We start from the raw sequence: 22404 nt of genomic DNA on the forward strand, positions 1-22404 counted from the left end.
CTGTCGCCGTTACCCCGGTGTCCCATGGGGTGAATGGGCTGCAGGGGGCGGGTGATGGAGCCGATCGTGCGCGTCGATGACGTGCGAAAGTCCTATGGCGCCTTGGACATCCTCAAGGGGGTGAGCTTCCAGATCGAGGAGGGAGACCTTGTCTCCATCATCGGCCCCTCCGGCTGCGGGAAATCGACCCTCCTGCGGTGCCTGAACGGCCTGGAGACCCTCGACACCGGCGTGATCGAGATCTGCGGCGTGGCGCTGAAGCGCGCGCCCGGCGCCAAGGGCGCCGGCCCGGCCGGAACCGCCGAGATCGAGCGTGCCGCGCACCTGCTGCGCAAGAATGTCGGCATGGTCTTCCAGAGCTTCAACCTGTTCCCGCACAAGACGCTGCTGGAGAACGTGATGCTCGCGCCCATGGTGGTGAAGGGCATGCGGAAGGACGAGGCGGAAGCCAATGCCGAGCGCCTGTTGAAGAAGGTGGGCCTGGGCGAGCGGCTGGAGCACTACCCCATCGACCTTTCCGGCGGCCAGCAGCAGCGCGGCGCCATCGCCCGCGCGCTCGCCATGGCGCCCAAGGTGATGCTCTACGACGAGCCCACCTCCGCCCTCGATCCAGGCCTGGTGGACGAAGTGCTGGACGTGATGAAGGAGCTGGACCGCGAGGGCATGACCCAGATCGTGGTGACCCACGAGATGCGCTTCGCCCGCGATGCCTCCGACTACATCATCTACATGGAGAAGGGCGAGATCGTCGAAATCTCGGACGAGGACGAGATGTTCTCGAACCCCAAGGACCCGCGCACCCGGCAGTTCCTGCGCCGGTTCCTGTGATGCGCGCCACTCTCTTCCTTCGCTCCCGCCTGGGGTCCGCCATGCGTCGACTGCCTTCGCGCTTCGCCCGCCCGCGTCTTGCCCATCCGTACCTTGCCGGCCGTGTGGCCGTGCTGTTCCTCGCCGCCTGGGCGCTCGCCCTGGCGCTCGTCTGCGGAGGGCCCGCCGCGCGGGCCGAGACCGCTGCCTCGGCGCCCGCAGCCCAGCCCTCCGGCCCGCCGCTGCGCTACGGCGGCGACGGCACCTCCGGGGCACCCTACATCTTCAAGGACCCGGCCGACCCGAACCGCACCATCGGCTTCGAGGTGGACATCATGGAGGAGATCGGCCGTCATCTCGGCCGGCCCGTGGTGTTCGTCCAGAACGACTGGAGCAACCTGATCCCCGGCCTCGACAACGGCCTCTATGACGTGGCCCTGAGCGGGCTGGAGATCACCCCCGCTCACCAGGCGGCGGCGGATTTCTCCATTCCCTACTATACCACCTTCGGCCAGATCGTGATCCGCCGGGGTGAAACACCGGTGGACGGGCTCGCCGAGTTGAAGGGCAAGAAGGTCGGCACCCTGAAGTCGAGCCAGATGGAGTATGTGCTGCGCAAGGCCGGCGGCATCGATGTGCGCACCTATGACGAGGAGATCGACGCCTATTCCGATCTCAAGCTCGGCCGCCTCGACGCGACCGTGATGGATTTCCCCATTGCCGTCTACTACGCCCTGCCGGACCGCGAGCTGCAGTTCACGGGCCCCATGGTCGGCCGCATCGAGTACGGCATCGCCCTGAAGAAGGGGGCGGACCCCGAGCTGCTCGCCGCCATCAACACCGCGCTCGCGCAGATGGAGGCGGACGGCAGCCTGCACGCCATCCTCGACTCCTGGGCGCTATGGTCGCCGATGATGGCGCAGGTGACGGGCGATGCGAAGCCCATGACCGCCCAGCCGGTGAACTACGATCATTTCGTCGCCGCCACCCAGCCCTCCGGCTGGAAGGCGCAGCTGGAGCGCTACGCCCGCTTCCTGCCGCAGCTCGGCTGGGCGGCGCTGATGACCATGGAGATCTCCATCCTCGCCATGGTGCTGGCGGTGGGCCTCGGCGCGGGGCTGGCCCTGTGCCGGGTCTATGGCGGCAAGCTGCTCGACCGGCTCGCCCAGGTCTATATCGAGGTGGTGCGCGGCACCCCGCTGCTGATCCAGGTGCTGTTCATCTATTACGGCCTGCCGAAGATCGGCCTCCAGCTCGACCCGTTCGTGGCGGGCGTGCTGGCGCTGGGCCTGAACTACGCGGCCTATGAGGCGGAGAACTACCGCGCGGGCCTGCTCGCCGTGCCGCACCACCAGATGGAGGCGGCGGTGGCGCTCAACATGACCGAGCGCCAGGCGCTGCGGAACGTCATCATCCCCCAGGCGGCGCGCATGGTGCTGCCGCCCACCACCAACGACTTCATCTCCCTTATCAAGGATTCGTCCCTGGTTTCGGTCATCTCGCTGGTGGAGCTCACCAAGACCTACGAGCAGATCTCCACCACCTATTACGACTATTTCGGCACCGGCATCCTGGTGGCGGCCATCTACCTGCTGCTGGGCCTGCCCTTCGTGCGCCTCGCCCACTGGGCCGAGAAGCATGTGAGCCGGGGCATGAGCCGCTCCGGCAGCTGACGGCATCGGCTCCGGCCTTCGGCTGATGCCGGGCGGGTTCGCGGGTTCCCGCCCGGACGGCGGGGCCCCGCGCCGCGTGCGCCGTCTTGCCTCCTGACGTCTGATGAATTATGAAAATCATCAGTTCAACGGAGGCGCGCGTGAACGTCAGGGCACGGGAGACGGCGGAGGAAACCCGCGAGCGGATCGCGCGGGTGGCGGAAGACCTGTTTCGCCGCATGGGCTTCGCCAAGACCGCGGTGGCGGATATCGCGGCCGAGCTCGGCATGTCGCCGGCCAACGTCTACCGCTTCTTCCCGTCCAAGACTGCCATCGTCGCCACCATCTGCCAGCGCTGCCTGGGGGAGATCGACCGCGAGGCAGCCGCCATCGCGGCCGGGCCGGGCACGCCGCAGGCGCGCATCGCCGGCATCTATCTCGCCATGCTGCGTTACCACAAGGCGAACTTCCTGGACGAGCGGCGCCTGCACGACATGGTCCAGGTGGCCATCGAGAACAACTGGGACAATATTGAGGCCCACAAGGAGCACATCCGCCTCCTGGTGGCCCGCGTGCTGGAAGACGGCGTGCAGGCGGGGGTGTTCGTGCCCCATGATCCGCAGGTGGTCAGCCGGCTGATCCTGGGCGCTATGGTGATGTATTGCCATCCGATGCTGGTGGCCCAGCATATCGACGACGACCTTGACGCCAATCTCAGGGCCACCATCGCCTTCCTGCTGCGAGGGATCGAGGTGGAGCGCACGCCGCTCGAATAGGCGGGAGCGTACTCCCGGTCGTTTTGCGTCCATTTTGTGACGATTATCGAAAGTCGTCAGTGTTGAACCGTAACCGTTCACTCAACAGGGTCGGTGCCATGGCCTTCCTTTTCCGCCGTCCGTCGCCGCCCCGTCGGCCCGCCGAAGCCTTCCGTTCATCCCGGATCGCCGCAGGGGGGCTGGGGCTCGCCCTCGCGCTCGGTGTCGCGTCCTCCCTCGCCGGCTGTGGCGAGCAGGCCCCCGCCCAGGGCGCATCGGCGCCCGCGCGCCCGGTGCAGGTAACCCGGGTGGAGCTGCGCCCGCGCGAGGCGGAGAAGACTTTCGTGGGCGTGGTGCGCGCCCGGCGCGAGATCGATCTCGCTTTCCGCGTCGGCGGCAAGGTGGTGCAGCGCAGGGTGGAGGTGGGCGACCGCGTGGCGCCGGGCGACCTCATCGCGCGCATTGATCCGGAAGACCTGAAGCTGGAGGTGGAGAGCGCCCGTGCGGAGCTGGCCGCCGCCACCGCCAACCTCGCCCAGACCTCCGCCGACGACGGCCGCTACCGCTCGCTCACCGCCAAGGGCGTCGCCTCAAACGCCGAGCTGGACCGAAAGTCCCTCGCCAAGGAAGAGGCGGTGGGGCGGCTTGAGCGCGCCAAGCGGGCGCTGGAGCTGGCCGAGAACCGGCTTTCCTATGCCGACCTGGTGTCCGACACGGCCGGCGTGGTGGTTTCCACTTCGGCCGAGCCGGGGCAGGTGGTCTCGCCCGGACAGACCATCGTGCGGGTGGCGCGGCTCGATGAGAAGGAGGCGCTGGTGGCCCTGCCGGAAACCGCCCTTTCCGCGGCCCGCGGCTCGGACGCGGGCGTGACCCTCTGGGCCGACCCCAACCGGCGTATCGCGGCCCGCCTGAGGGAGCTGTCACCCCAGGCCGATCCGGTCTCGCGCACCTATGCCGCGCGCTTCACCCTGGACGGGGCCGATGAAACCGTCGCCCTGGGCATGACCGCCACGGTGATCCTGACCCCGAAGGACCATGCCAGGGTCGCCCGCCTGCCCCTCTCCTCCGTGTTCGACAAGGGCCATGGGCCCCGTGTGTTCGTGGTGGATGAGACCAGCCGCACCCTCGTCGCGCGGCCCGTGGAAGTGGCCGGATATACGGATGATTCCGCCTTGATCTCCAAGGGCGTGGCGCAGGGCGAGCAGGTGGTGGTGCTCGGCGTGCAGACGCTGGAGCCGGGCCAGAGCGTGCGCACGGTGCCGGCGAAAGGCTCCACCGCCACCGCCGCCCTCGCTCCGGAGGCGACCCCGTGAGCGACGCGCCCCTTCCCCCCGATTCCGCGGCGCCCGGCCCCACGCCGGAGGAGCGGAAGGCGCTGGCAAGCCCCTTCAACCTCTCGCGCTTCGCCATCACTCACCGCGCGCTCACCCTGTTCGCCATCATCCTGCTGGGCGCGGCGGGCTTCTATTCCTACCTCAACCTCGGCCGCGCCGAGGACCCCTCCTTCACCATCAAGGTGATGGTGATCTCGGCGGCATGGCCCGGCGCCACCGCCTCCGAGATGCAGGCCCAGGTGGCCGATCCCATCGAGAAGAAGCTCCAGACCCTGCCCCATCTCGACCGGGTGGAGAGCTATTCGCGCCCCGGCGTCTCCTTCGTGCAGGTCTATCTTTCGGACACCACGCCGCCCTCGGCGGTGAAGGACCTGTGGTACCAGGTGCGCAAGAAGGTGGGGGACATCCGGGGCGACCTGCCCCAGGGTGTCGTCGGCCCCGGCTTCGACGACGAATATGGCGACGTCTATTCCGCCGTTTACATGCTGAGCGGGGAGGGGGCGACCCCGGCCGAGCTGAAGCGGCAGGCGGAGATGATCCGCCAGCGCCTGCTGCGCGTGCCCGACGTGGAGAAGGTGGACCTCATCGGCGAGCGGCCGGAGCGCATCTATATCGAGTTCTCCCACGCCCGCCTCGCCACCCTCGGCATCACCCCCGCGCAGATCTTCGACAGCGTGGCGCGGCAGAATGCGGTGGTCGCCGGCGGCGCGGTGGACACCAAGGCCGACCGCATCAACCTGCGGCTCACCGGCGCCTTCATCGGCGCGGAAGCCATCGCCGAGGTGCCCATCAACGCCGGCGGCGCCCTGGTGCGGCTCGGCGACATCGCCACCGTGAAGCGCGGCTACGAGGACCCGCCCGCCTTCCTCATCCGCCAGCACGGGCGGCCGGCGCTCGGCATCGGCGTCTCCATGGCCCAGGGCGCCAATATCCTCACCCTGGGCGGGGAGCTGAAGGCCGCCATGGCGGATGCCATGACCGAACTGCCGGTGGGCATCGACGTGGTGCAGGTGGCGGACCAGCCCCACATCGTGGGCGAATCCGTGGGCGAGTTCCTGAAGACCTTCGCGGAGGCGCTCGCCATCGTGCTGGTGGTGAGCTTCCTGTCCCTGGGCCTGCGCTCGGGCATCGTGGTGGCGCTCTCGGTGCCGCTGGTGCTCGCCATCGTGTTCCTGGTGATGTTCGCCTCCGGCATGGACCTTCACCGCATCACGCTCGGCGCCCTCATCATCGCGCTCGGCCTGCTGGTCGACGATGCCATCATCGCCATCGAGATGATGGTGGTGAAGATGGAGGAGGGGTGGGACCGCCTCTCGGCCGCGAGCTTCGCCTGGACCTCCACCGCCTTTCCCATGCTCACCGGCACGCTGGTGACGGCGGCGGGCTTCCTGCCGGTGGGCTTCGCGCGCTCGTCCTCCGGCGAATATGCCGGCGGCATCTTCTGGGTGGTGGGCATCGCGCTGGTGGCGTCGTGGTTCGTGGCGGTGCTGTTCACGCCCTATCTGGGCACGGTCATCCTGCCCGACATGAAGGGCCAGCACGCCGCCCACGATCTGCGCGACGGGCGGCTCTACCGCATGCTCAGGGCCATGCTGGAGGCGTGCCTGCGTCACCGCATCATGGTGATCGGCGCCACGGCGGGGCTGTTTGCCCTCTCCGTGGTGGGCTTCGGCTTCGTGCAGCAGCAGTTCTTCCCCACCTCCACCCGCACCGAGCTGTTCCTGGAGATGCGCCTGCCGGAGGGCACCTCCATCGAGGCCACCCAGGCCACCGCCAAGAAGGCCGAGGCCCTGGTGGGGGCGGATGCCGACATTCTTTCCTCCACCACCTACATTGGCCAGGGCGCTCCGCGCTTCTGGCTCGGGCTCAATCCGGTGCTGCCCAATCCCAATTTCGCGCAGATCGTCATCGTGACCAGGGACCTTCCCGCCCGCGAGCGCATCAAGGCGCGGCTGGAGCGGGAGGTGGCGGAGGGCGCCCTCTCCGAGGCGCGGGTGCGGGTGGACCGGTTCGTGTTCGGCCCGCCGGTAGGCTTCCCCGTGCAGTTCCGCGTGGTGGGGCCGGACCCGCTGGTGGTACGCGACATCGCCGAGAAGGTGCGCGGCGTCATGGCCGCGGACCCCGCCATTCTCGAGCCGCACCTCAACTGGGGCGAGCAGGTGAAGTCCATCACACTCGCCGTGGACCAGGACCGGGCCCGGGCGCTGGGCACCACCCCGCGCGATCTCGCGGAGACGCTGCAGACCCTGCTTTCCGGCTACACCGTCACTCAGTATCGCGAGGGCAACCTGCTCATCGGGGTGGTGGCGCGCGCAGTGCCGGAGGAGCGGGTGGACCTGGAGCGGCTCGGCGCCCTCACCGTCACCAACAGCAACGGCGTGGCGGTGCCCCTCGGCCAGGTGGCGCGCATCGCCTATGCCAGCGAGGAGCCCATCCTGTGGCGGCGCGACCGCGACCTGGTGCTGACCGTGCGCGGGGACGTGAAGGACGGCGTGCAGCCCCCGGATGTGACGCTGCGCCTGCTGCCGAAGCTCGCCGCCCTCAAGCAGGCGCTGCCGGCGGGCTACCGCATCGAGACCGGCGGATCCATCGAGGAAAGCGCCAAGGCCAACAAGTCCCTGGCGGCGGTGTTCCCGATCATGATCATCGTGATGCTCACCATCCTGATGGTGCAGCTCCAGAGCTTCTCGCGCCTTGCGCTGGTGATCGCGACCGCGCCTCTCGGCCTCATCGGCGCCGCGGCGGCCCTGCTGCTGACGCACCAGCCGTTCGGCTTCGTGGCGCTGCTGGGGCTCATCGCGCTGGCCGGCATGATCATGCGCAACACGGTGATCCTGGTGGACCAGATCGACCATGACATCGCCGCCGGCGCCACGCCCCACCAGGCCATCGTGGAGGCGACCCTGCGCCGGGCGCGCCCGGTGGTCCTCACCGCCCTGGCGGCTGTGCTGGGCATGATCCCGCTGGCGGAAAGCGTGTTCTGGGGGCCCATGGCCATCACCATCATGGGCGGCCTGCTGGTGGCCACCGCCCTCACGCTGCTGGTGGTGCCGGCGCTCTATGCCACCTGGTTCCGGGTGAAGGTGACGGAGGCGCGGGGCCCCGCGCCGCTCCCCCACCCGGCGGAATGAGGCGTCCGCGCCGGCATCGCCCCCGTCGGCGCGCGTGACGTCTTGTGCGTGCGGCCCCGGTCCTCGCCGACCGGGGCCGCACTGCGTTCCGTGCCTTGCCTCGCCGGCGTTCAGGTCGTCTTCTTGCGCAGCGCGAGGCCGAAGAAGACCGTGCCGACCCCGTTGACGATGAGGTCGATGCCCAGGAACAGGCCGAGGATATAGAGCGAGTTCACCGGCCAGTGGGCGACGATGATGGCGCCCAGCAGCAAGGTGACGAGGCCGGAGAAGACGATGAAGACCCAGCCGCTGCCCGCGCGCGAGCCGAGCCCCGCGGCGATGCGGACGATGCCTTCCACCGCCAGCGCCACGCCGATGAGCAGGGTGATGACGTCCGCGCCCAGGGCCGGGTGGTACATGATGAGGCCGCCTGCCACCACGTAGAGCGCACCGGCCAGCAGCCAGTAGAAGAACTGGCCCCACCCCTGCACCCGGAACGCGTGGATGACCTGCACCACGCCACCGACGAGGATGAGCGCGCCCACGTAGAGGGTGACGCCCAGGGTGAACAGCAGCACGTGGCCGAGCGCGATGAGGCCCAGCACCACGAAGGCGATGCCGAGGGCGACGAACCACCCCCAGTTGGCACGGATGGCGTGCAGGCGGTCGGCGACCGCGGACGCCGGAGTGGACGCAGACATTGTCATGTTACCGTCTCCAGGTGGGAGCCCACGCGCCGCGCGTGGGCGCGCCCCTCGCCGGCGATCATACAGGATGGAGCGCTCGCACAGAATGTGGCGGAAGTGTGCAGGGCACAAGACGGCAAGGCTTGGTGGTGCCGACGCAGCGGCGCGCCGGGGGATGGGGACCATCCCGGGTGTGGCTGACGCACGGAGAGCGTGATTGCGGAGCGGGGAGCCTCCGCCCGGGGCAGGCGGCGCCGTTCAGCAGCCTTCTGCCCCCGCTCATGCCGTCGGCACATTTGCTTCGGCACGACATAGCGCAGGCGACGCAGCGGAAGCGGGGGGCCCGAAAAGCGAAAAAGGCGCGCCGGGCTGGCGCGCCTTTTTTGTTCTCATCAGGGGCCGCCGCGAAGGCCGGCCTCAGTGCTGGGCGACGGGACCGGCGGGGGGCATCGCGCCACCAGCCGCGTTGGCCTGCACCGCGGAGGAGGTCTTCGGCAGGATCACCACCTTGGTGCCCGTCTTCACGCGGTCGTAGAGGTCTTCCACGTCGTTGTTGAGCATGCGGAAGCAGCCGGAGGAGACGAACTTGCCGATGGTCTGCGGCTCGTTGGTGCCGTGGATGCGGTAGACGGTGCCGCCGAGGTACATGGTGCGCGCGCCCAGCGGGTTGCCGGGGCCGCCGGCCATGAAGCGCGGCAGGTAGGGCTGGCGCTGGATCATCTCCGCCGGCGGGCGCCAGTCGGCCCATTCCTTCTTGCCGGTGATTCGCTCGGTGCCGGACCAGGTGAAACCGTCGCGGCCCACGCCGATGCCGTAGCGGATGGCCTTGCCGTTGCCGACTACGTAATAGAGGTAGGTGTTCGGGGTATCGATGACGATGGTGCCGGCGGGCTGGGTGGTCACATAGTCCACCGTCTGGCGGCGGAAGCGATCCGGAACCGGTTCGGCGGGGTCCACGTCCTCAATGCGCGGGCCGGAGGGGGCCTCCTGGGTACCGGGCACCACGGCCGCGTTGGCGCTGTAAACGCCGGCGGGGGGCGCCGCAGGAGTGGCCGAGGCGCCGCCGTAGCTCGCCTGGTTGCCATATCCGCCCTGGCTGCCCTGGCCGCCATAGGCATAGCCGGGCGCGCTCTGCTGCTGCTGCGCGCCGCCCAGGTAGGAGGCCTGCCCGCCATAAGGCTGCTGCGGATAGGGCACGGGAGCGGGCTGCGCCGACGCGGAGGAAGGAGCCTGGCCATAGCCGCTGCCGGACGTGGCCGGCTGCGGATAGGGCGACTGCTGATAGGCCGTGCCGCCGCTCGGTGTGTTGTAGGTGGGCGCCTGCTGGTAGCCGGGAGGCGCGGAAACGTCGGAGCGCTCCACGTCGTCGCTTACGCGGGTGGGCGTGCGGGCGTAGGGATCGCTGTAGCCGGGAGGCGCCGAATTATAGCCGCCGCTCACCGCGCCGGGCGGGACCGTGCCGGTCTCGTCGCCGGCCTGGCTGGTGCCGTAGCCCGAGTTGTACACGCCCTGCGCAAGAGCGGGCGCGGAGAAAATCGATGCCCCGAAGGCGGCGAGGAGGAGTTTCTGGCGCAACGTCATGAGATCGGAGTTAACCCTGAAACGTGACGAAATTGGAAACGATGAAGCAGAAATTTCGACACGCTGAGGTTGAGGCTGTACGCCCGTCGCCGCCCCGCGCGACATCAGGCACAAACCCTCTTGGTCGCGTGTAGCGCCGCCCTGCCGGGCACGCAACGCACGAGCGTGCAACGCCGCATATCGTGATCGGTATGGCTTGCCTGGGCCTCGCGCCTTGAAAAGGCATCGCAATAGATATAAAGATATCTTTATGTCTTCCCCTGAGGCCGCTCCCCTTCTCTCCTTCCCCGCCCTGCTCGATGCCCTGAAGGCGAGCGGGGAGGACACCCGACTGCGCCTGCTGGCGGTGCTGGGGGAAGCGGAACTGACCGTGTCCGACCTTACCGAGATCATGGGCCAGTCGCAGCCGCGCATCTCGCGCCACCTGAAGCTGCTGGCCGAGGCGGGCCTTCTGGAGCGTCACCGCGAGGCGAGCTGGATCTTCTACCGCCGCACCGGCGAGGGGCCCCTGGCGCGGGTCGCCGCCCGCCTGCTCGACCTCATGGACCCCGCCGATCCCGTCCTCGCGCGGGACCGCGAGCGGCTGGAAGCGGTGCGCGCGGCCCGCGCGGCCGCCGCCCAGGCCTATTTCGCCGCCCATGCGCGCGAGTGGGACGAGCTGCGCCGGCTCCATGTGCCGGAGGCGGCGGTGGAGGCGGCGGTGCGCGCCGCGCTCTCCGGCGCGCCCATCCGCGCGCTGCTCGACCTCGGCACCGGCACCGGCCGGATGCTGGAGCTGTTCGCCGGCGACATCGAGCGTGGCCTGGGGCTCGACCTCTCGCCCGAGATGCTGGCGGTGGCGCGCACCAATCTGGAGCGCGCCGGCCTGCGCCACTGCCTGCTGCGGCAGGGCGACGCCTACGCGGTGCCGGCGGCGCGCGATTCGTTCGATGCAGTGATCGTCCACCAGGTGCTTCATTACCTGGAGGACCCCGCCCGCGCCCTGGTGGAGGCGGCGCGGGTGCTGAAGCCCGGCGGCCGCCTTCTGGTGGTGGACTTCGCGCCCCACGACCTCGAGTTCCTGCGCGAGGCCCACGCCCACCGGCGGCTCGGCTTCGCGCGCGAAGCCGTGGAGGGGTGGCTGGCCCAGGCCGGGCTGGTGCCGGAGCGGTTCGAGACGCTGGCGCCGGGGCATGATGCGGGATTGACGGTTTCGCTGTGGCTGGCGCGCGATCCGCGCCCCGTGGCGGGGAACGAGGGGGCCGGCCAGGCCCGGCCGACGCCGGCCGGGACGGGCGCGGCCGACAGGGAGGTGGCGTGATGAGTGGGCAAGTGCAGGCGAGCCCCGTGCAGAGCGGACCGGTGCGGGCGAGCCGCGAGACGGAGCGTGCGCCCGTCTCCGTCTCCTTCGAGTTCTTTCCGCCCAAGACCGAGGAGATGGAGAAGACCCTGTGGTCGTCCATCGGCCGGCTGGCGCCCCTGAGCCCCGAGTTCGTCTCGGTCACCTACGGCGCCGGTGGCTCCACGCGCGAACGCACCCACGCCACGGTGGCGCGCATCGCGAAGGAGACGGACCTTGCGCCCGCCGCGCACCTCACCTGCGTCGCCGCCACGCGCGCGGAGGTGGATGCGGTGATCCGCGCCTATGGCGAGGCTGGGGTGAAGCACATCGTCGCCCTGCGCGGCGACCCGCTCAGCGGGGTCGGCACCCGCTATGAGCCGACCCCGGGCGGCTATGCCTATGCCGCCGATCTCGTGGCCGGCATCAAGCGCATCGGCGATTTCGAGGTGTCGGTCTCCGCTTACCCGGAGAAGCACCCGGAGAGCGCGAGCCTCGATGCCGACATCGACGTGCTGAAGGCCAAGGTGGACGCCGGCGCCACCCGCGCCATCACCCAGTTCTTCTTCGAGAACGACGTCTATTTCCGCTACCTCGACAAGGTGCGGGCGCGCGGCATCGACATTCCCATCGTGCCCGGCCTTCTGCCGGTGACCAACTTCAAGCAGGCCTCTTCCTTCGCTACCCGCACCGGGGCGAGCGTGCCGGCCTGGCTGCTCAAGCGCTTCGAGGGGCTGGACGACGACCCCGAGACGCGCAAGCTCATCGCCGCCGCGGTGGCGGCCGAGCAGGTGACGGATCTCGTGGACCGCGGCGTCGACGACATCCATTTCTACACGCTGAACCGCGCCGACCTCGTCTATGCCATCTGCCACCTGCTGGGGCTGCGGCCCGGCGCGGGTGCGCCGGCGGCCGTGCGGGCGGCGGGCTGAAACCTTCCCGGAGGCGCCGGAGCCCGTGGCCCGGCGCCTTCTCGCGCAGCATCCTCATCCGAGCGAGGCGGCCTCCGGGCCATGCCCCGAGCCTCAAAGAGACCAAACCCATGTCCGTGCCCACGCCCGTCGAGACGCCCGCCCCGAAGTCCGCCGCTCACACCCCCGCCACCGCCGCCGGCGTCTTCGCCGCGCTCTCGGCCGCCGCGCGGGAGCGCATCCTGGTGCTGGACGGCGCCATGGGCACCATGATCCAGGCCCTGAAGCTGGACGAGGCCGGCTATCGCGGCGCGCGCTTCAAGGACTGGCCGCGCGACGTGAAGGGCAACAACGACATCCTGAGCCTCACCCAGCCGGATGCGGTGCGCGAGATCCACCTGAAGTATTTCCGCGCCGGCGCGGACATCGTGGAGACCAACACCTTCTCCGGCACCTCCATCGCCCAGGCCGACTACGGCATGGAGGACATCGTCTACGAGCTGAACTTCGACAGCGCCCGCCTCGCCCGCGAGGCGGCGGCGCTGGCGGAGCAGGAGGACGGCCGCCGCCGCTTCGTGGCCGGCGCGTTCGGCCCCACCAACCGCACCGCCTCCATCTCGCCGGACGTGAACGACCCCGGCTTCCGCGCCGTGACCTTCGACGACCTCGCCAAGGCCTATGGCGAGCAGGCGCGGGGCCTTATCGCCGGCGGGGCGGACATTCTCCTGGTCGAGACCATCTTCGACACGCTGAACGCCAAGGCGGCCATCTTCGCCATCGAGGGCCTGTTCGATGCGCTGGGCTTCCGCCTGCCGGTGATGATCTCCGGCACCATCACCGACCTCTCGGGCCGCACCCTCTCGGGCCAGACGCCCAGCGCCTTCTGGTATTCGCTGCGCCATGCGCAGCCCTTCTCCATCGGCCTGAACTGCGCGCTGGGCGCGAAGGAGATGCGCGCCCACATCGCCGAGATCGGCCGGGTGGCGGACACCTTCGTGTGCGCCTACCCCAATGCCGGCCTGCCCAACGAGTTCGGCCTCTATGACGAGAGCCCGGAGGCCATGGCCGAGCTGGTGGGCGAGTTCGCCCGCTCCGGCCTCGTCAACATCGTGGGCGGCTGCTGCGGCACCACGCCGGACCACATCGGGGCCATCGCCCGCGCGGTGAAGGGCAAGGCCCCGCGCCCCCTGCCGGAGCTGGAGCCGCGCCTGCGCCTCTCCGGCCTGGAGCCGTTCGAGCTGACGCGCGAGATCCCGTTCGTGAACGTGGGCGAGCGCACCAACGTCACCGGCTCGGCCCGCTTCCGCAAGCTCGTCACCAGCGGCGACTTCCCCGCCGCGCTCGCGGTGGCGCGCGACCAGGTGGAGAGCGGCGCCCAGGTGATTGATATCAACATGGACGAGGGCCTGCTGGACAGCGAGGCCGCCATGATCACCTTCCTCAACCTCGTGGCCTCCGAGCCCGACATCGCCCGCGTGCCGGTGATGGTGGACTCGTCCAAGTGGGAGATCATCGAGCAGGGGCTGAAGCGCCTCCAGGGCAAGGGCATCGTCAACTCCATCTCCCTCAAGGAGGGGGAGGAGGCCTTCCGCGAGAAGGCGCGCCTCGTGCGCCGCTACGGCGCCGCCGTGGTGGTGATGGCGTTCGACGAGACGGGCCAAGCCGACACCTATGCGCGCAAAACGCAGATCTGCAAGCGCGCCTACGACATCCTGACCGGGATGGGCTTTCCGCCCGAGGACATCATCTTCGATCCCAACGTGTTCGCGGTGGCCACCGGCATCGAGGAGCATGCCGGCTATGGCGTGGACTTCATCGAGGCCACCCGCTGGATCCGCCAGGGCCTGCCCCACGCCCACGTTTCGGGCGGCGTCTCCAACCTTTCGTTCTCCTTCCGCGGCAACGAGCCGGTGCGCGAGGCCATGCACGCGGTGTTTCTTTACCACGCCATCCAGGCGGGCATGGACATGGGCATCGTCAACGCCGGCCAGCTCGCCGTCTATGACGAGATCGAGCCGGCCTTGCGGGAGGCCTGCGAGGACGTGGTGCTGAACCGCCGCGCGGATGCCACCGAGCGCTTGCTGGCGCTGGCCGAGGGCTTCAAGGGGCAGGGCCGGGAGAAGAAGGAAGCCGATCTCACCTGGCGCACCTGGCCGGTGGAGAAGCGCCTGGAGCATGCCCTCGTCAACGGCATCACCGACTATGTGGAGGCCGACACCGAGGAGGCGCGCGCCGCCGTCGCCCGGCCGCTGCACGTGATCGAGGGCCCGCTGATGGCCGGCATGAACGTGGTGGGCGACCTGTTCGGCGCCGGCAAGATGTTCCTGCCCCAGGTGGTGAAGTCCGCCCGCGTGATGAAGCAGGCGGTGGCCTATCTCATGCCCTTCATGGAGAAGGAGAAGGCCGAGATGGGCCTTTCCGCCGCCTCCGCCGCCGGCAAGGTGCTGATGGCGACGGTGAAGGGCGATGTCCACGACATCGGCAAGAACATCGTGGGCGTGGTGCTCCAGTGCAACAATTACGAGGTCATCGACCTCGGCGTGATGGTGCCGACCGCGAAGATCCTGGAGACGGCGAAGGCGGAGAAGGTGGACGTGATCGGCCTCTCCGGCCTCATCACCCCCTCCCTCGACGAGATGGTGAACGTGGCGGCGGAGATGGAGCGCGAGGGCTTCGAGGTGCCGCTGCTCATCGGCGGCGCCACCACCTCCCGGGTCCACACCGCGGTGAAGATCGCGCCCCGCTACGAGCGCGGGCAGGCGGTCTACGTCACCGATGCGAGCCGCGCCGTGGGCGTGGTCTCGAACCTGCTCAACACGGAGACCCGCGGCTCCTATGTGGCCGAGATCCGCGCCGAGTATGCCAAGCTCGCCGACGCCCACGCCCGCGCCGACGCGAACAAGCAGCGCGTGCCCCTCGCCAAGGCGCGGCAGAACGCCCTGAAGCTGGACTTCTCCGCCTACGTTCCGCCGCGGCCGAGCTTCCTCGGTACCGAGGTGTTCGAGGACCACGACCTTGCCGACCTCGTACCCTTCATCGACTGGACGCCCTTCTTCCAGTCCTGGGAGCTGACGGGGCGCTATCCGGCGATCCTCCAGGACCCGGTGGTGGGCGGGCCGGCGCGCGCCCTCTTCGAGGACGCCCAGGCCATGCTGAAGAAGATGGTGGAGGAAAAGTGGGTGACCGCCCGCGCCGTCATCGGCTTCTGGCCGGCGAACGCGGTGGGCGACGACATCGTGCTGTTCCGCGATGATACCCGCGCCAATCCGCTCACCTCGCTGCACACCCTGCGCCAGCAGCTCGCCCGCCGCGAGGGGCGTTTCAACCTCGCGCTCTCGGACTTCGTGGCGCCCATGGAGAGCGGCGTGGCCGATTATGTGGGCGGCTTCGCGGTCACCGCGGGCATTGGGGAGGACGAGCGGGTTGCGGCCTTCAAGGCCGCCAACGACGACTATTCCGCCATCCTGCTCAAGGCGCTGTGCGACCGCCTCGCCGAGGCCTTCGCCGAGCGCATGCACCAGCTCGTGCGCACGAAATACTGGGGCTATGCGGCGGATGAGGCGCTCTCGAACGACGATCTGATCGCGGAGGGGTATCGCGGCATCCGCCCGGCGCCGGGCTACCCGGCCCAGCCCGACCACACGGAGAAGGGCACACTTTTCTCCCTGCTGCACGCCACGGAGGCGGTGGGCATCCGCCTCACCGAGAGCTTCGCCATGTGGCCGGGGGCGGCGGTCTCGGGCCTCTACTTCTCCCACCCGGAGGCGGCCTATTTCGGTGTCGGTCGCATCGAGCGCGACCAGGTGGAGGACTACGCCGCGCGCAAGGAATGGACGGTGGCGGAGGCCGAGAAGTGGCTCGCCCCCATCCTCAATTACGATCCGGCCCGGCGGGCGGCGGCGGAGTGAGCGGCCGCGCCGGGCCGATCCAGCGCGGCACCCGCGCCGCATAGGTTGCAAAGGCGGGGCCGAAACGCGCCGCGAGGTGCATTTCCTCGCGGCGGGCGGCCAGATGGTCGGTGGCAAGCGCCGCGGCGAGCGCTGCCGCCATCAGCCAGAAATTGAGGAACGCGAGGCCGAGCCCCAGCACCAGCAGCGTGTTGCCGAGGTAGATGGGATTGCGCGTGAGCGCGAATGGCCCATGGGTGACGAGGTGGTCCGCTGCCCGGTGAGGCAGGATGTTGGTGCGGGCGCGATGGAGCGTCGCGACCGCCCACAGGTCGAGGCCGAGCCCCAGGAGCGCCACGCCCGCCCCGGCGACGCGCGTGGGCAGGCCAGGAAGCGCGGCCGGCCAGCCCAGAGGCAGCAGCCAGCCGAGGCCGATACCCACGGCCAGGGCCGCGCCATAGATCATAGGCGGCCACGGCAGGCGATTGGGCCGGCTTGCGAAGGGGGAGGGGACTTCCGATCCGGGGTTCATGCCAAAGGGTCGCGACGGTGCTTCATGGACCTTCCGTCAGGCGCGCGGCGCCGCCCTGAGGCCGGGCCCAATGGTATCAAGGGTGCGCTGCCCTGGCGAGGGCGCGGACCGGCCTCGGCAGGCGGATCGAGGCAGGTCCAGGCCGCCGCCCGTGCCGAAAGAGCACCCGGCCTGCGGCCTGCCGCGGGCTCAGCCTTCGCCGAGGCCCTTGAGCGCCCCCCACGGCACATTCCCGCGGCCCTCGGCATAGGCGTTCGCCAGGGCCACGAAGCCTTGTACGTCGATCTCCTCCGCCCGCGCCGTTTCCTCGACGCCGGCGGCGGCGAGCAGCGGCATGGGGTCCACGCCGAGGGACTTCAGGCTCTGCCGCAGCATCTTGCGGCGCTGGCCGAAGGCGGCCTCCGTCACCTTCTCCAGCATGGAGAGGGCGCAGGGCAGCGGTTCCGCCCGCGGCACCAGATGCACCACCGAGGAGGTCACCTTGGGCGGCGGCACGAAGGCGGAGGGCGCCACGTCGAAGGCGATGCGCGCCGTGGTGCGCCAGCCCGCCAGCACCGCGAGGCGGCCATAGGTCTTCGAGCCCGGCGGGGCCACGATGCGCTCGGCCACTTCCTTCTGGAACATCAGCGTGAGGGAGGAGAACCACGGCGGCCAAGGGTCGGCGGAGAGCCAGCCCACCAGCAGCAGGGTCGCCACGTTGTAAGGCAGGTTCGCCACCACTCGCGCCGGGCCCTCGCCCAGGTGGGGGCGCACGTCCACCTTCAGCGCGTCGCCCTCGATCACCTCCAGCCGGCCAGGATAGTGAGCCGCGATCTCCGCCAGTGCGCCTAGGCATCGCGGGTCGCGCTCAATGGCGACCACCTTGCGCGCGCCAAGCGCGAGGAGCGCCCGCGTGAGCCCGCCGGGGCCGGGCCCCACCTCCACCACCGTCACCCCCTCCAGGGGCCCCGAGGCGCGGGCGATGCGGCCGGTGAGGTTGAGGTCCAGAAGGAAGTTCTGGCCGAGCGACTTCCGGGCGGAAAGGTCGTGGCGGCGGATGACATCGCGCAGGGGCGGCAGGTCGTCGAGGGCGCTCACGCGGGGGTGGCCTTGCAGGAATGGGCTTCGGTGTCGGCAAGGCGCCGGGCGAGCCGCAGTGCGGCCATCAGGCTTGCCGGATTGGCGCGGCCGGTGCCGGCGATATCAAAGGCGGTGCCGTGGTCCGGCGATGTGCGGATGAAGGGCAGGCCCAGGGTCACGTTGACCCCGTCATGGAAGGCCAGCGTCTTGGCCGGAATGAGAACCTGATCGTGGTACATGCCCACCACTACGTCGTATCCGGCCCGCGCTTCCGGGTGGAAGAGGGTGTCCGCCGGCAGCGGCCCGCGGGCGTCGATGCCTTCCGCCAGGAGCTGCGCCACCGCCGGGCGCACCACCTCCTCATCCTCGCGGCCCAGGGTGCCGTCCTCTCCCGCATGGGGATTGAGCCCGGCGAAGGCGAGCCGCGGCGCCGGCTGGCCGAAGCGGTGGCGCAGGTCCGAGGCCACGATGCGGCCGGTATCCACCAGCAGTTCCGTGGTCACGAGGTCCGGCACCCGCCGTAACGGAACATGGATGGTGGCCGGCACCACCGCCAGCAGCGGCGACCAGATCATCATCACCGCCCGCGGCGCGGCGCCCGCGCGGCCCGCCGAGTCCCCCGCCGCGCGCGCGGCGAGATACTCGGTGTGGCCGGGGAAGGGGAAGCCAGCGGCATACATCACCGATTTCGCCAGCGGGTTCGTCACCAGCGCGGCGGCCCGGCCCCCGCGCACGAGATCCAGCGCGGTATCGAGGCTGGCGCGCACGGCGGCGGCGCTGGTGGCGTCGGGACGCCCCGGCGCGGCGGTCGCGCGCGGGCCGGCGCGGACCACCGGCAGGGCCTTCGGGAACACCGCTGCCGCCTCTTCCGGCGTGCAGGCCACGACCGGAACGCCGAGCCCCAACCGCTCGGAGCGGGCCGCAAGAAGCGCGTCGTCGCCGACGATGAAAAATGCGGGCAGCCCCTCGCGCATGCCCCACGCCATGAGTGCCAGCTCGGGACCGACGCCGGCCGGTTCCCCGGCGGTGAGCGCGAGAAGGCGCTGGGCGGGATGCGGCATCAGTTGCGGTACTGGATGAGCGCGCCCTTGCGCAGGTCATCCATGAGCTTCTTGGATTCCGCTGTGAACTGCTTGGTGGAGAGCTCGTCCTTGATCTCGCGCTTCTGCGAGCTCTCGCCCCGCACCTCGCGCTTGTCGCACACGGCGAAAGTCTCGACGCCGGACTGGCTCACCTCCGGCGGGGTCAGGCGGCCCACGGGGGTCTGGTCGAGGATCTTCTGCAGGTTGGGCGGCATCTCGGAGGAGAGGCGCAGCACCTGCGGGCGCACCACCACTTCCTTGAGGCTCTTCGCCGCCTCCAGCCCCGCCTCGCAGCCATTGAAGCGGGCACGCAGCGCGTTCGCCTCCTGCAGGCGGGCGCCGTGGTTGTTGGCCTTGCGTGGCACGACGAAGATGATGGGGCGCAGGGCATATTCGGTGGAAACCAGGGTGGTCTGGCCCCGCTGCTGGAGCGCCGCCGCCACGTCCGCGTCGCGGATGGTGACGTTGCCGGAGCGGCTGCGGACGTACTGGCCCCAGATATAGTCGGCCGCGAGCTTGGTCTTGAAGGCCTGGGCGTCGAGGCCGGCCTGGGCGAGGCCCTGGGTGAGCTGCTCGGTGGTGCGGCCGGAGCGCTCGGCCACCGACGCGTACATGCGGTCGATGTCCTTCTGCTCCAGGTCACTTTGCAGCTTGCGGGCCTGCTGGATCTTGATGCGGTCGTCGATCAGCTCCTGAAGCGCCTCCTTGGCGGAGAGGCTCTTCTTGTCGATGAGCTGGTGCAGGCGCTGGCGCTGCGAGACGTCATAGGAGGTGATGGGCTCGCCGTTCACCATCACCACGATCTGCTGGGCGCGCGCGGCGAGGCCGGAGCCGAGGAAGGGGATCAGCAGGCTGAGCGCGAAGATGATCGCGGGGGCGAGACGGTGAGGAGTGTTCATGGACCTTTCCGAGGCGTCGCGGGCGCTGGCACCGGCTCTGGAGGCGGGCGGCGCGAAGCTGCCTTGCCCCTTTTTCCGTGTCCTGTGGTGGCAATGGGGCCGCGTGATCCAAAGCTCCGTGCTGCGCCGCTGGACGGCGGCTTGCAGCACGGCGGCAGGCCGATGCCCGATGCCTTTCGGCCGCGAATGTAGCGTCTTGCCAGCCGGCGCTCAAGGCGCGCCGGCGACAGTGCTATTGGAACAGGCTGTTCGAGGAACTGGAGCCAGAACCGGAGCCCATCGAGGTCGAAATCCCACTCTCGCCCAGGGTGCGCAGGCCGATGCGGAGCATCAGCTTGGTGACCGGAGAGGCGTTGGGGCCGTTGATGCTGTAGTCCTGGATGTAGTTGAACGCCAGCGTGAAGCAGTCGTCCTTATAGCCCACACCCAGCAAGGTGTAGTCCAGCTCCGACTGGGCGATGTCGTAGCGCAGGCCACCGTTGAGCGTCCAGAAGTCATTCAGCTTGTAGGACGCGGTGGTGTAGACGCCTTCGCGTAGGTTGTAATAGCCGAGCAGTGGCTGGGCATCGTACCGGCCGTAGGTGACCGACACGCTCAGCTTGTCGACAGCCACCCGGCCCTGGAGCTCCAGGCGCTGCAGCGACCAGTCCACATTGTCGAAGCGGAAGCGGGAGATGAGCTCCAGGTTGCTCGTGGGCGAATAGCTCACACGGGCGATGTAGTCGGAGGCATTGGTCTCCAGGCCGGATTCGAGGCCGGTGTTGGCCATGTCTCCATAAGCGAAGGAGTTCTTGCCGAACAGGTTGTAGGACTGGCCGACCAGGGCGCTCAGGGTGCCGAGGCCGTTGACGTTGGCCGTGTAGGTCAGGCCCACGTTGGCGCGGCTGCCGCCCTCGACCCGGTCATAGCCGGAATATTTGTTGATCTCGAAGAGGTTGGTGTCGTCGAACACCAGGCTCTGGGCATCCTCGTTGGGGAAGGAGCCGATATCGGTCTCGTTCGGGCGAATGATGATCTGCGCCCGCGGCTCGATGGTCTGGGTGCCCCAGCTTTCCATCGAGATGAAGGGGTAGCGGTAGTCCACGCCCACCGCCGGCATGGCGCGGATGAGGTCGTCGCTGCCGGACTGCAGGGGATTCTGGCCGGGCAGGGTTGGCCCGTACATGTAGTTGTAGGGCAGGGCGCCGACGTTGACCGAAGCCACATCCACGCGCGCGGTCACGAACGGGGTCCACATCTGGCCCCAGGAATCCGTGACGGTCTTCTTCCAGTAGAGATCGCCAGAAAGGCGCGTGTAGTCGCCGGGAGCGCCGCGCAGCAGGCATTGCGCCGCGTTGGGATTGGCAAGCGTGCACGAGCCGGTCGGCACGCCGGTGGCGCCGCCGCTGGACCAAAGGGAGGAGGTGCCGAGGAATGCGGCCTCGTCGCGGGTCAGGCTGGTGAGGTTCACCTTGAAGCCGGATTCGCCGCCCCACAGGGGCTTGTCGAACACCTTGGAGTAATTGAGCGTGCCGACGATCGGGATGGTGTCCTGGTTGTCGGTCACCGACAGGCCGAGGAAGTACAGCCCGCGCAGGTCGAAGTAGGAGCGGTCGCCCTGGCCCGTGAGGTAGGCGGTCGAGATCTTGGTGGTCACCGAGTCGCCGATCAGGTCGTAGTCGCGCAGGAAGGTGCGGTCGGACACGAGGGTGCCGTCCCAGCCGAAGGACCAGAACTGGTTGATGGCGAAGTTGCCGGTGGACTGGATGGCGCCACGGTTGTCCCGGTAGCCGGGCAGGGGGTCGGAGGCGTTGTTCATGAACGCCTCCTTGTCCTCCTGCATGATGCCGGCGGCGCGGATGGCATAGCTGCCGTTGATCAGGCGCTGGCGCCATTCACCCTGCATCAGCAGACCCTGCTTGGAGGTGTATGCCGGGGTGATGGTCATGTCGCGGTCGGGCGCGATGTTCCAGAAGAAGGGAATGCCGACCCCGAAGCCGAGCTGGCTCGAGGTGTAGATGTCCGGCGCCAGGAAGCCCGTCTTGCGCTTCACCGTCGGGTCGGGAGACGACATGTACGGGAAGTAGGCCATGGGCAGGCCGAAGAACTCGAGCGTGGCGTGCTCATAGTAGATCATCCGCTCGTCTTGGTTGTGGATGATCTTCTTGGCCCGGATCTGCCACAGCGGCGGACGCGAGGGGTCTTCGCGGCACGGCTCGCAGGCGGTGTAGACGCCGTTCTGCAGCACGGTCACGTTGCCTTCCGTGCGGTCGGCCCGCGCGGCGGCGAAATGGGTCTTGTCCGGCGTGTCGAGCCGCAGGGAATTGATGAAGCCCTGCTTGAAGTCCTGGGTCAGCTCAAGATTGTCGGCCGTGACGATCTTGCCGTCCTTCTCCTTCATGCGGACATGGCCGCTCGCGCGCAGGACGTTGGCCTTGCGGTCGAGCTCGACGCGGTCGGCCTCGAGGGTCGAGCCGTCGTAATAGATCTGGACATTGCCGACGGCGGCCACCGTCTCGGCCTGGGTGTCGTATTCCATCTGGTCGGCCGTCACCAGCATCTTCTGGTTCGGGTCGAGCTGATGGTTGGGCAGCATGGTGCCGCCGAACGCCGATGCGGCGCCCGTCGTCGTCCCCTGCGGCGCCGCGCCTTGGGCGGCGGCGGCCGGAGTGGGGGCGGCCGTGGCAGCTCCCTGCTGCGCCGCGGCAGGGCCGACGGCGGGTGGAAGGAGCATGAAGAGGCCCATCAGAGCGGATATGCGAAGGCCGTTACCGCGAATCCGGAGACCGCGGCTGGAGCTTCCGAGCTCTGA

General features: G+C 69.3%; 15 protein-coding genes. 8 read left to right on the forward strand and 7 right to left on the reverse strand.

Annotated features, from left to right (window positions below):
• Positions 1-54: 54 nt before the first annotated feature.
• The 5 genes from V5F61_RS05820 to V5F61_RS05840 all read left to right on the forward strand — a co-directional run bounded on the left by V5F61_RS05820 (position 55) and on the right by V5F61_RS05840 (position 7679).
• Positions 55-828: an amino acid ABC transporter ATP-binding protein gene (locus V5F61_RS05820; protein ID WP_394104015.1), complete on the forward strand. Its 774-nt coding sequence runs from the start codon at positions 55-57 to the stop codon at positions 826-828.
• Between the two features lie 41 nt (positions 829-869).
• Complete coding sequence (locus V5F61_RS05825; protein ID WP_393987492.1) at positions 870-2480, forward strand: ABC transporter substrate-binding protein/permease; 1611 nt, start codon at positions 870-872, stop codon at positions 2478-2480.
• A gap of 140 nt (positions 2481-2620) precedes the next feature.
• Complete coding sequence (locus V5F61_RS05830) at positions 2621-3235, forward strand: TetR/AcrR family transcriptional regulator (protein WP_393987491.1); 615 nt, start codon at positions 2621-2623, stop codon at positions 3233-3235.
• A 98-nt stretch (positions 3236-3333) separates the two neighbouring features.
• Complete coding sequence (locus tag V5F61_RS05835) at positions 3334-4527, forward strand: efflux RND transporter periplasmic adaptor subunit (protein WP_393987490.1); 1194 nt, start codon at positions 3334-3336, stop codon at positions 4525-4527.
• Between the two features lie 62 nt (positions 4528-4589).
• A complete protein-coding gene (locus V5F61_RS05840) occupies positions 4590-7679 on the forward strand; it encodes an efflux RND transporter permease subunit (protein WP_393987719.1) in 3090 nt (1029 codons plus the stop codon).
• Positions 7680-7789: 110 nt separating this feature from the next.
• On the opposite strand, the gene V5F61_RS05845 is transcribed toward V5F61_RS05840, so the two are convergent.
• Both V5F61_RS05845 and V5F61_RS05850 read right to left on the reverse strand, forming a co-directional pair.
• Positions 7790-8365: an HdeD family acid-resistance protein gene (locus V5F61_RS05845; RefSeq protein ID WP_393987489.1), complete on the reverse strand. Its 576-nt coding sequence runs from the start codon at positions 8363-8365 to the stop codon at positions 7790-7792.
• Positions 8366-8761: 396 nt separating this feature from the next.
• Positions 8762-9925: a L,D-transpeptidase gene (locus V5F61_RS05850; RefSeq protein ID WP_393987488.1), complete on the reverse strand. Its 1164-nt coding sequence runs from the start codon at positions 9923-9925 to the stop codon at positions 8762-8764.
• 250 nt (positions 9926-10175) lie between these two features.
• On the opposite strand from V5F61_RS05850, the gene V5F61_RS05855 reads away from it, so the two are divergent.
• From V5F61_RS05855 to metH, 3 genes are all read left to right on the forward strand, one after another.
• Positions 10176-11225, forward strand: a complete 1050-nt coding sequence (locus V5F61_RS05855; protein ID WP_393987487.1) for an ArsR/SmtB family transcription factor — start codon at positions 10176-10178, stop codon at positions 11223-11225.
• Entirely contained in the window at positions 11225-12175 is a 951-nt protein-coding gene (gene metF / locus V5F61_RS05860) for a methylenetetrahydrofolate reductase [NAD(P)H] (protein WP_393987486.1), read from the forward strand. Before V5F61_RS05855 ends, metF begins: the two co-directional genes overlap by 1 nt.
• 110 nt (positions 12176-12285) lie before the next feature.
• A complete protein-coding gene (gene metH / locus V5F61_RS05865) occupies positions 12286-16062 on the forward strand; it encodes a methionine synthase (protein WP_393987485.1) in 3777 nt (1258 codons plus the stop codon).
• Here the strand turns inward: metH and V5F61_RS05870 are convergent.
• The 5 genes from V5F61_RS05870 to V5F61_RS05890 all read right to left on the reverse strand — a co-directional run bounded on the left by V5F61_RS05870 (position 16025) and on the right by V5F61_RS05890 (position 22326).
• Positions 16025-16573: a methyltransferase family protein gene (locus tag V5F61_RS05870; protein ID WP_393987484.1), complete on the reverse strand. Its 549-nt coding sequence runs from the start codon at positions 16571-16573 to the stop codon at positions 16025-16027. The two genes, metH and V5F61_RS05870, sit on opposite strands and share 38 nt — an antisense overlap.
• A gap of 189 nt (positions 16574-16762) precedes the next feature.
• Positions 16763-17650 (reverse strand): 16S rRNA (adenine(1518)-N(6)/adenine(1519)-N(6))-dimethyltransferase RsmA, encoded by an 888-nt coding sequence (rsmA, locus tag V5F61_RS05875; RefSeq protein WP_393987483.1) that lies wholly within the window; start codon positions 17648-17650, stop codon positions 16763-16765.
• Entirely contained in the window at positions 17647-18693 is a 1047-nt protein-coding gene (pdxA, locus tag V5F61_RS05880; protein WP_393987482.1) for a 4-hydroxythreonine-4-phosphate dehydrogenase PdxA, read from the reverse strand. The genes rsmA and pdxA overlap by 4 nt, the downstream gene beginning before the upstream one ends.
• Positions 18693-19613: a peptidylprolyl isomerase family protein gene (locus V5F61_RS05885; RefSeq protein WP_393987481.1), complete on the reverse strand. Its 921-nt coding sequence runs from the start codon at positions 19611-19613 to the stop codon at positions 18693-18695. The genes pdxA and V5F61_RS05885 overlap by 1 nt, the downstream gene beginning before the upstream one ends.
• 232 nt (positions 19614-19845) lie before the next feature.
• The gene (locus V5F61_RS05890) at positions 19846-22326 is read right to left on the reverse strand and encodes an LPS-assembly protein LptD (protein WP_393987480.1); all 2481 of its coding nucleotides are present in this window, start codon (positions 22324-22326) and stop codon (positions 19846-19848) included.
• Between the last annotated feature and the right edge of the window lie 78 nt (positions 22327-22404).

The sequence above is a fragment of the Xanthobacter sediminis genome (assembly GCF_043195015.1).
In the GTDB taxonomy this organism is placed as follows: Bacteria; Pseudomonadota; Alphaproteobacteria; order Rhizobiales; family Xanthobacteraceae; genus Xanthobacter.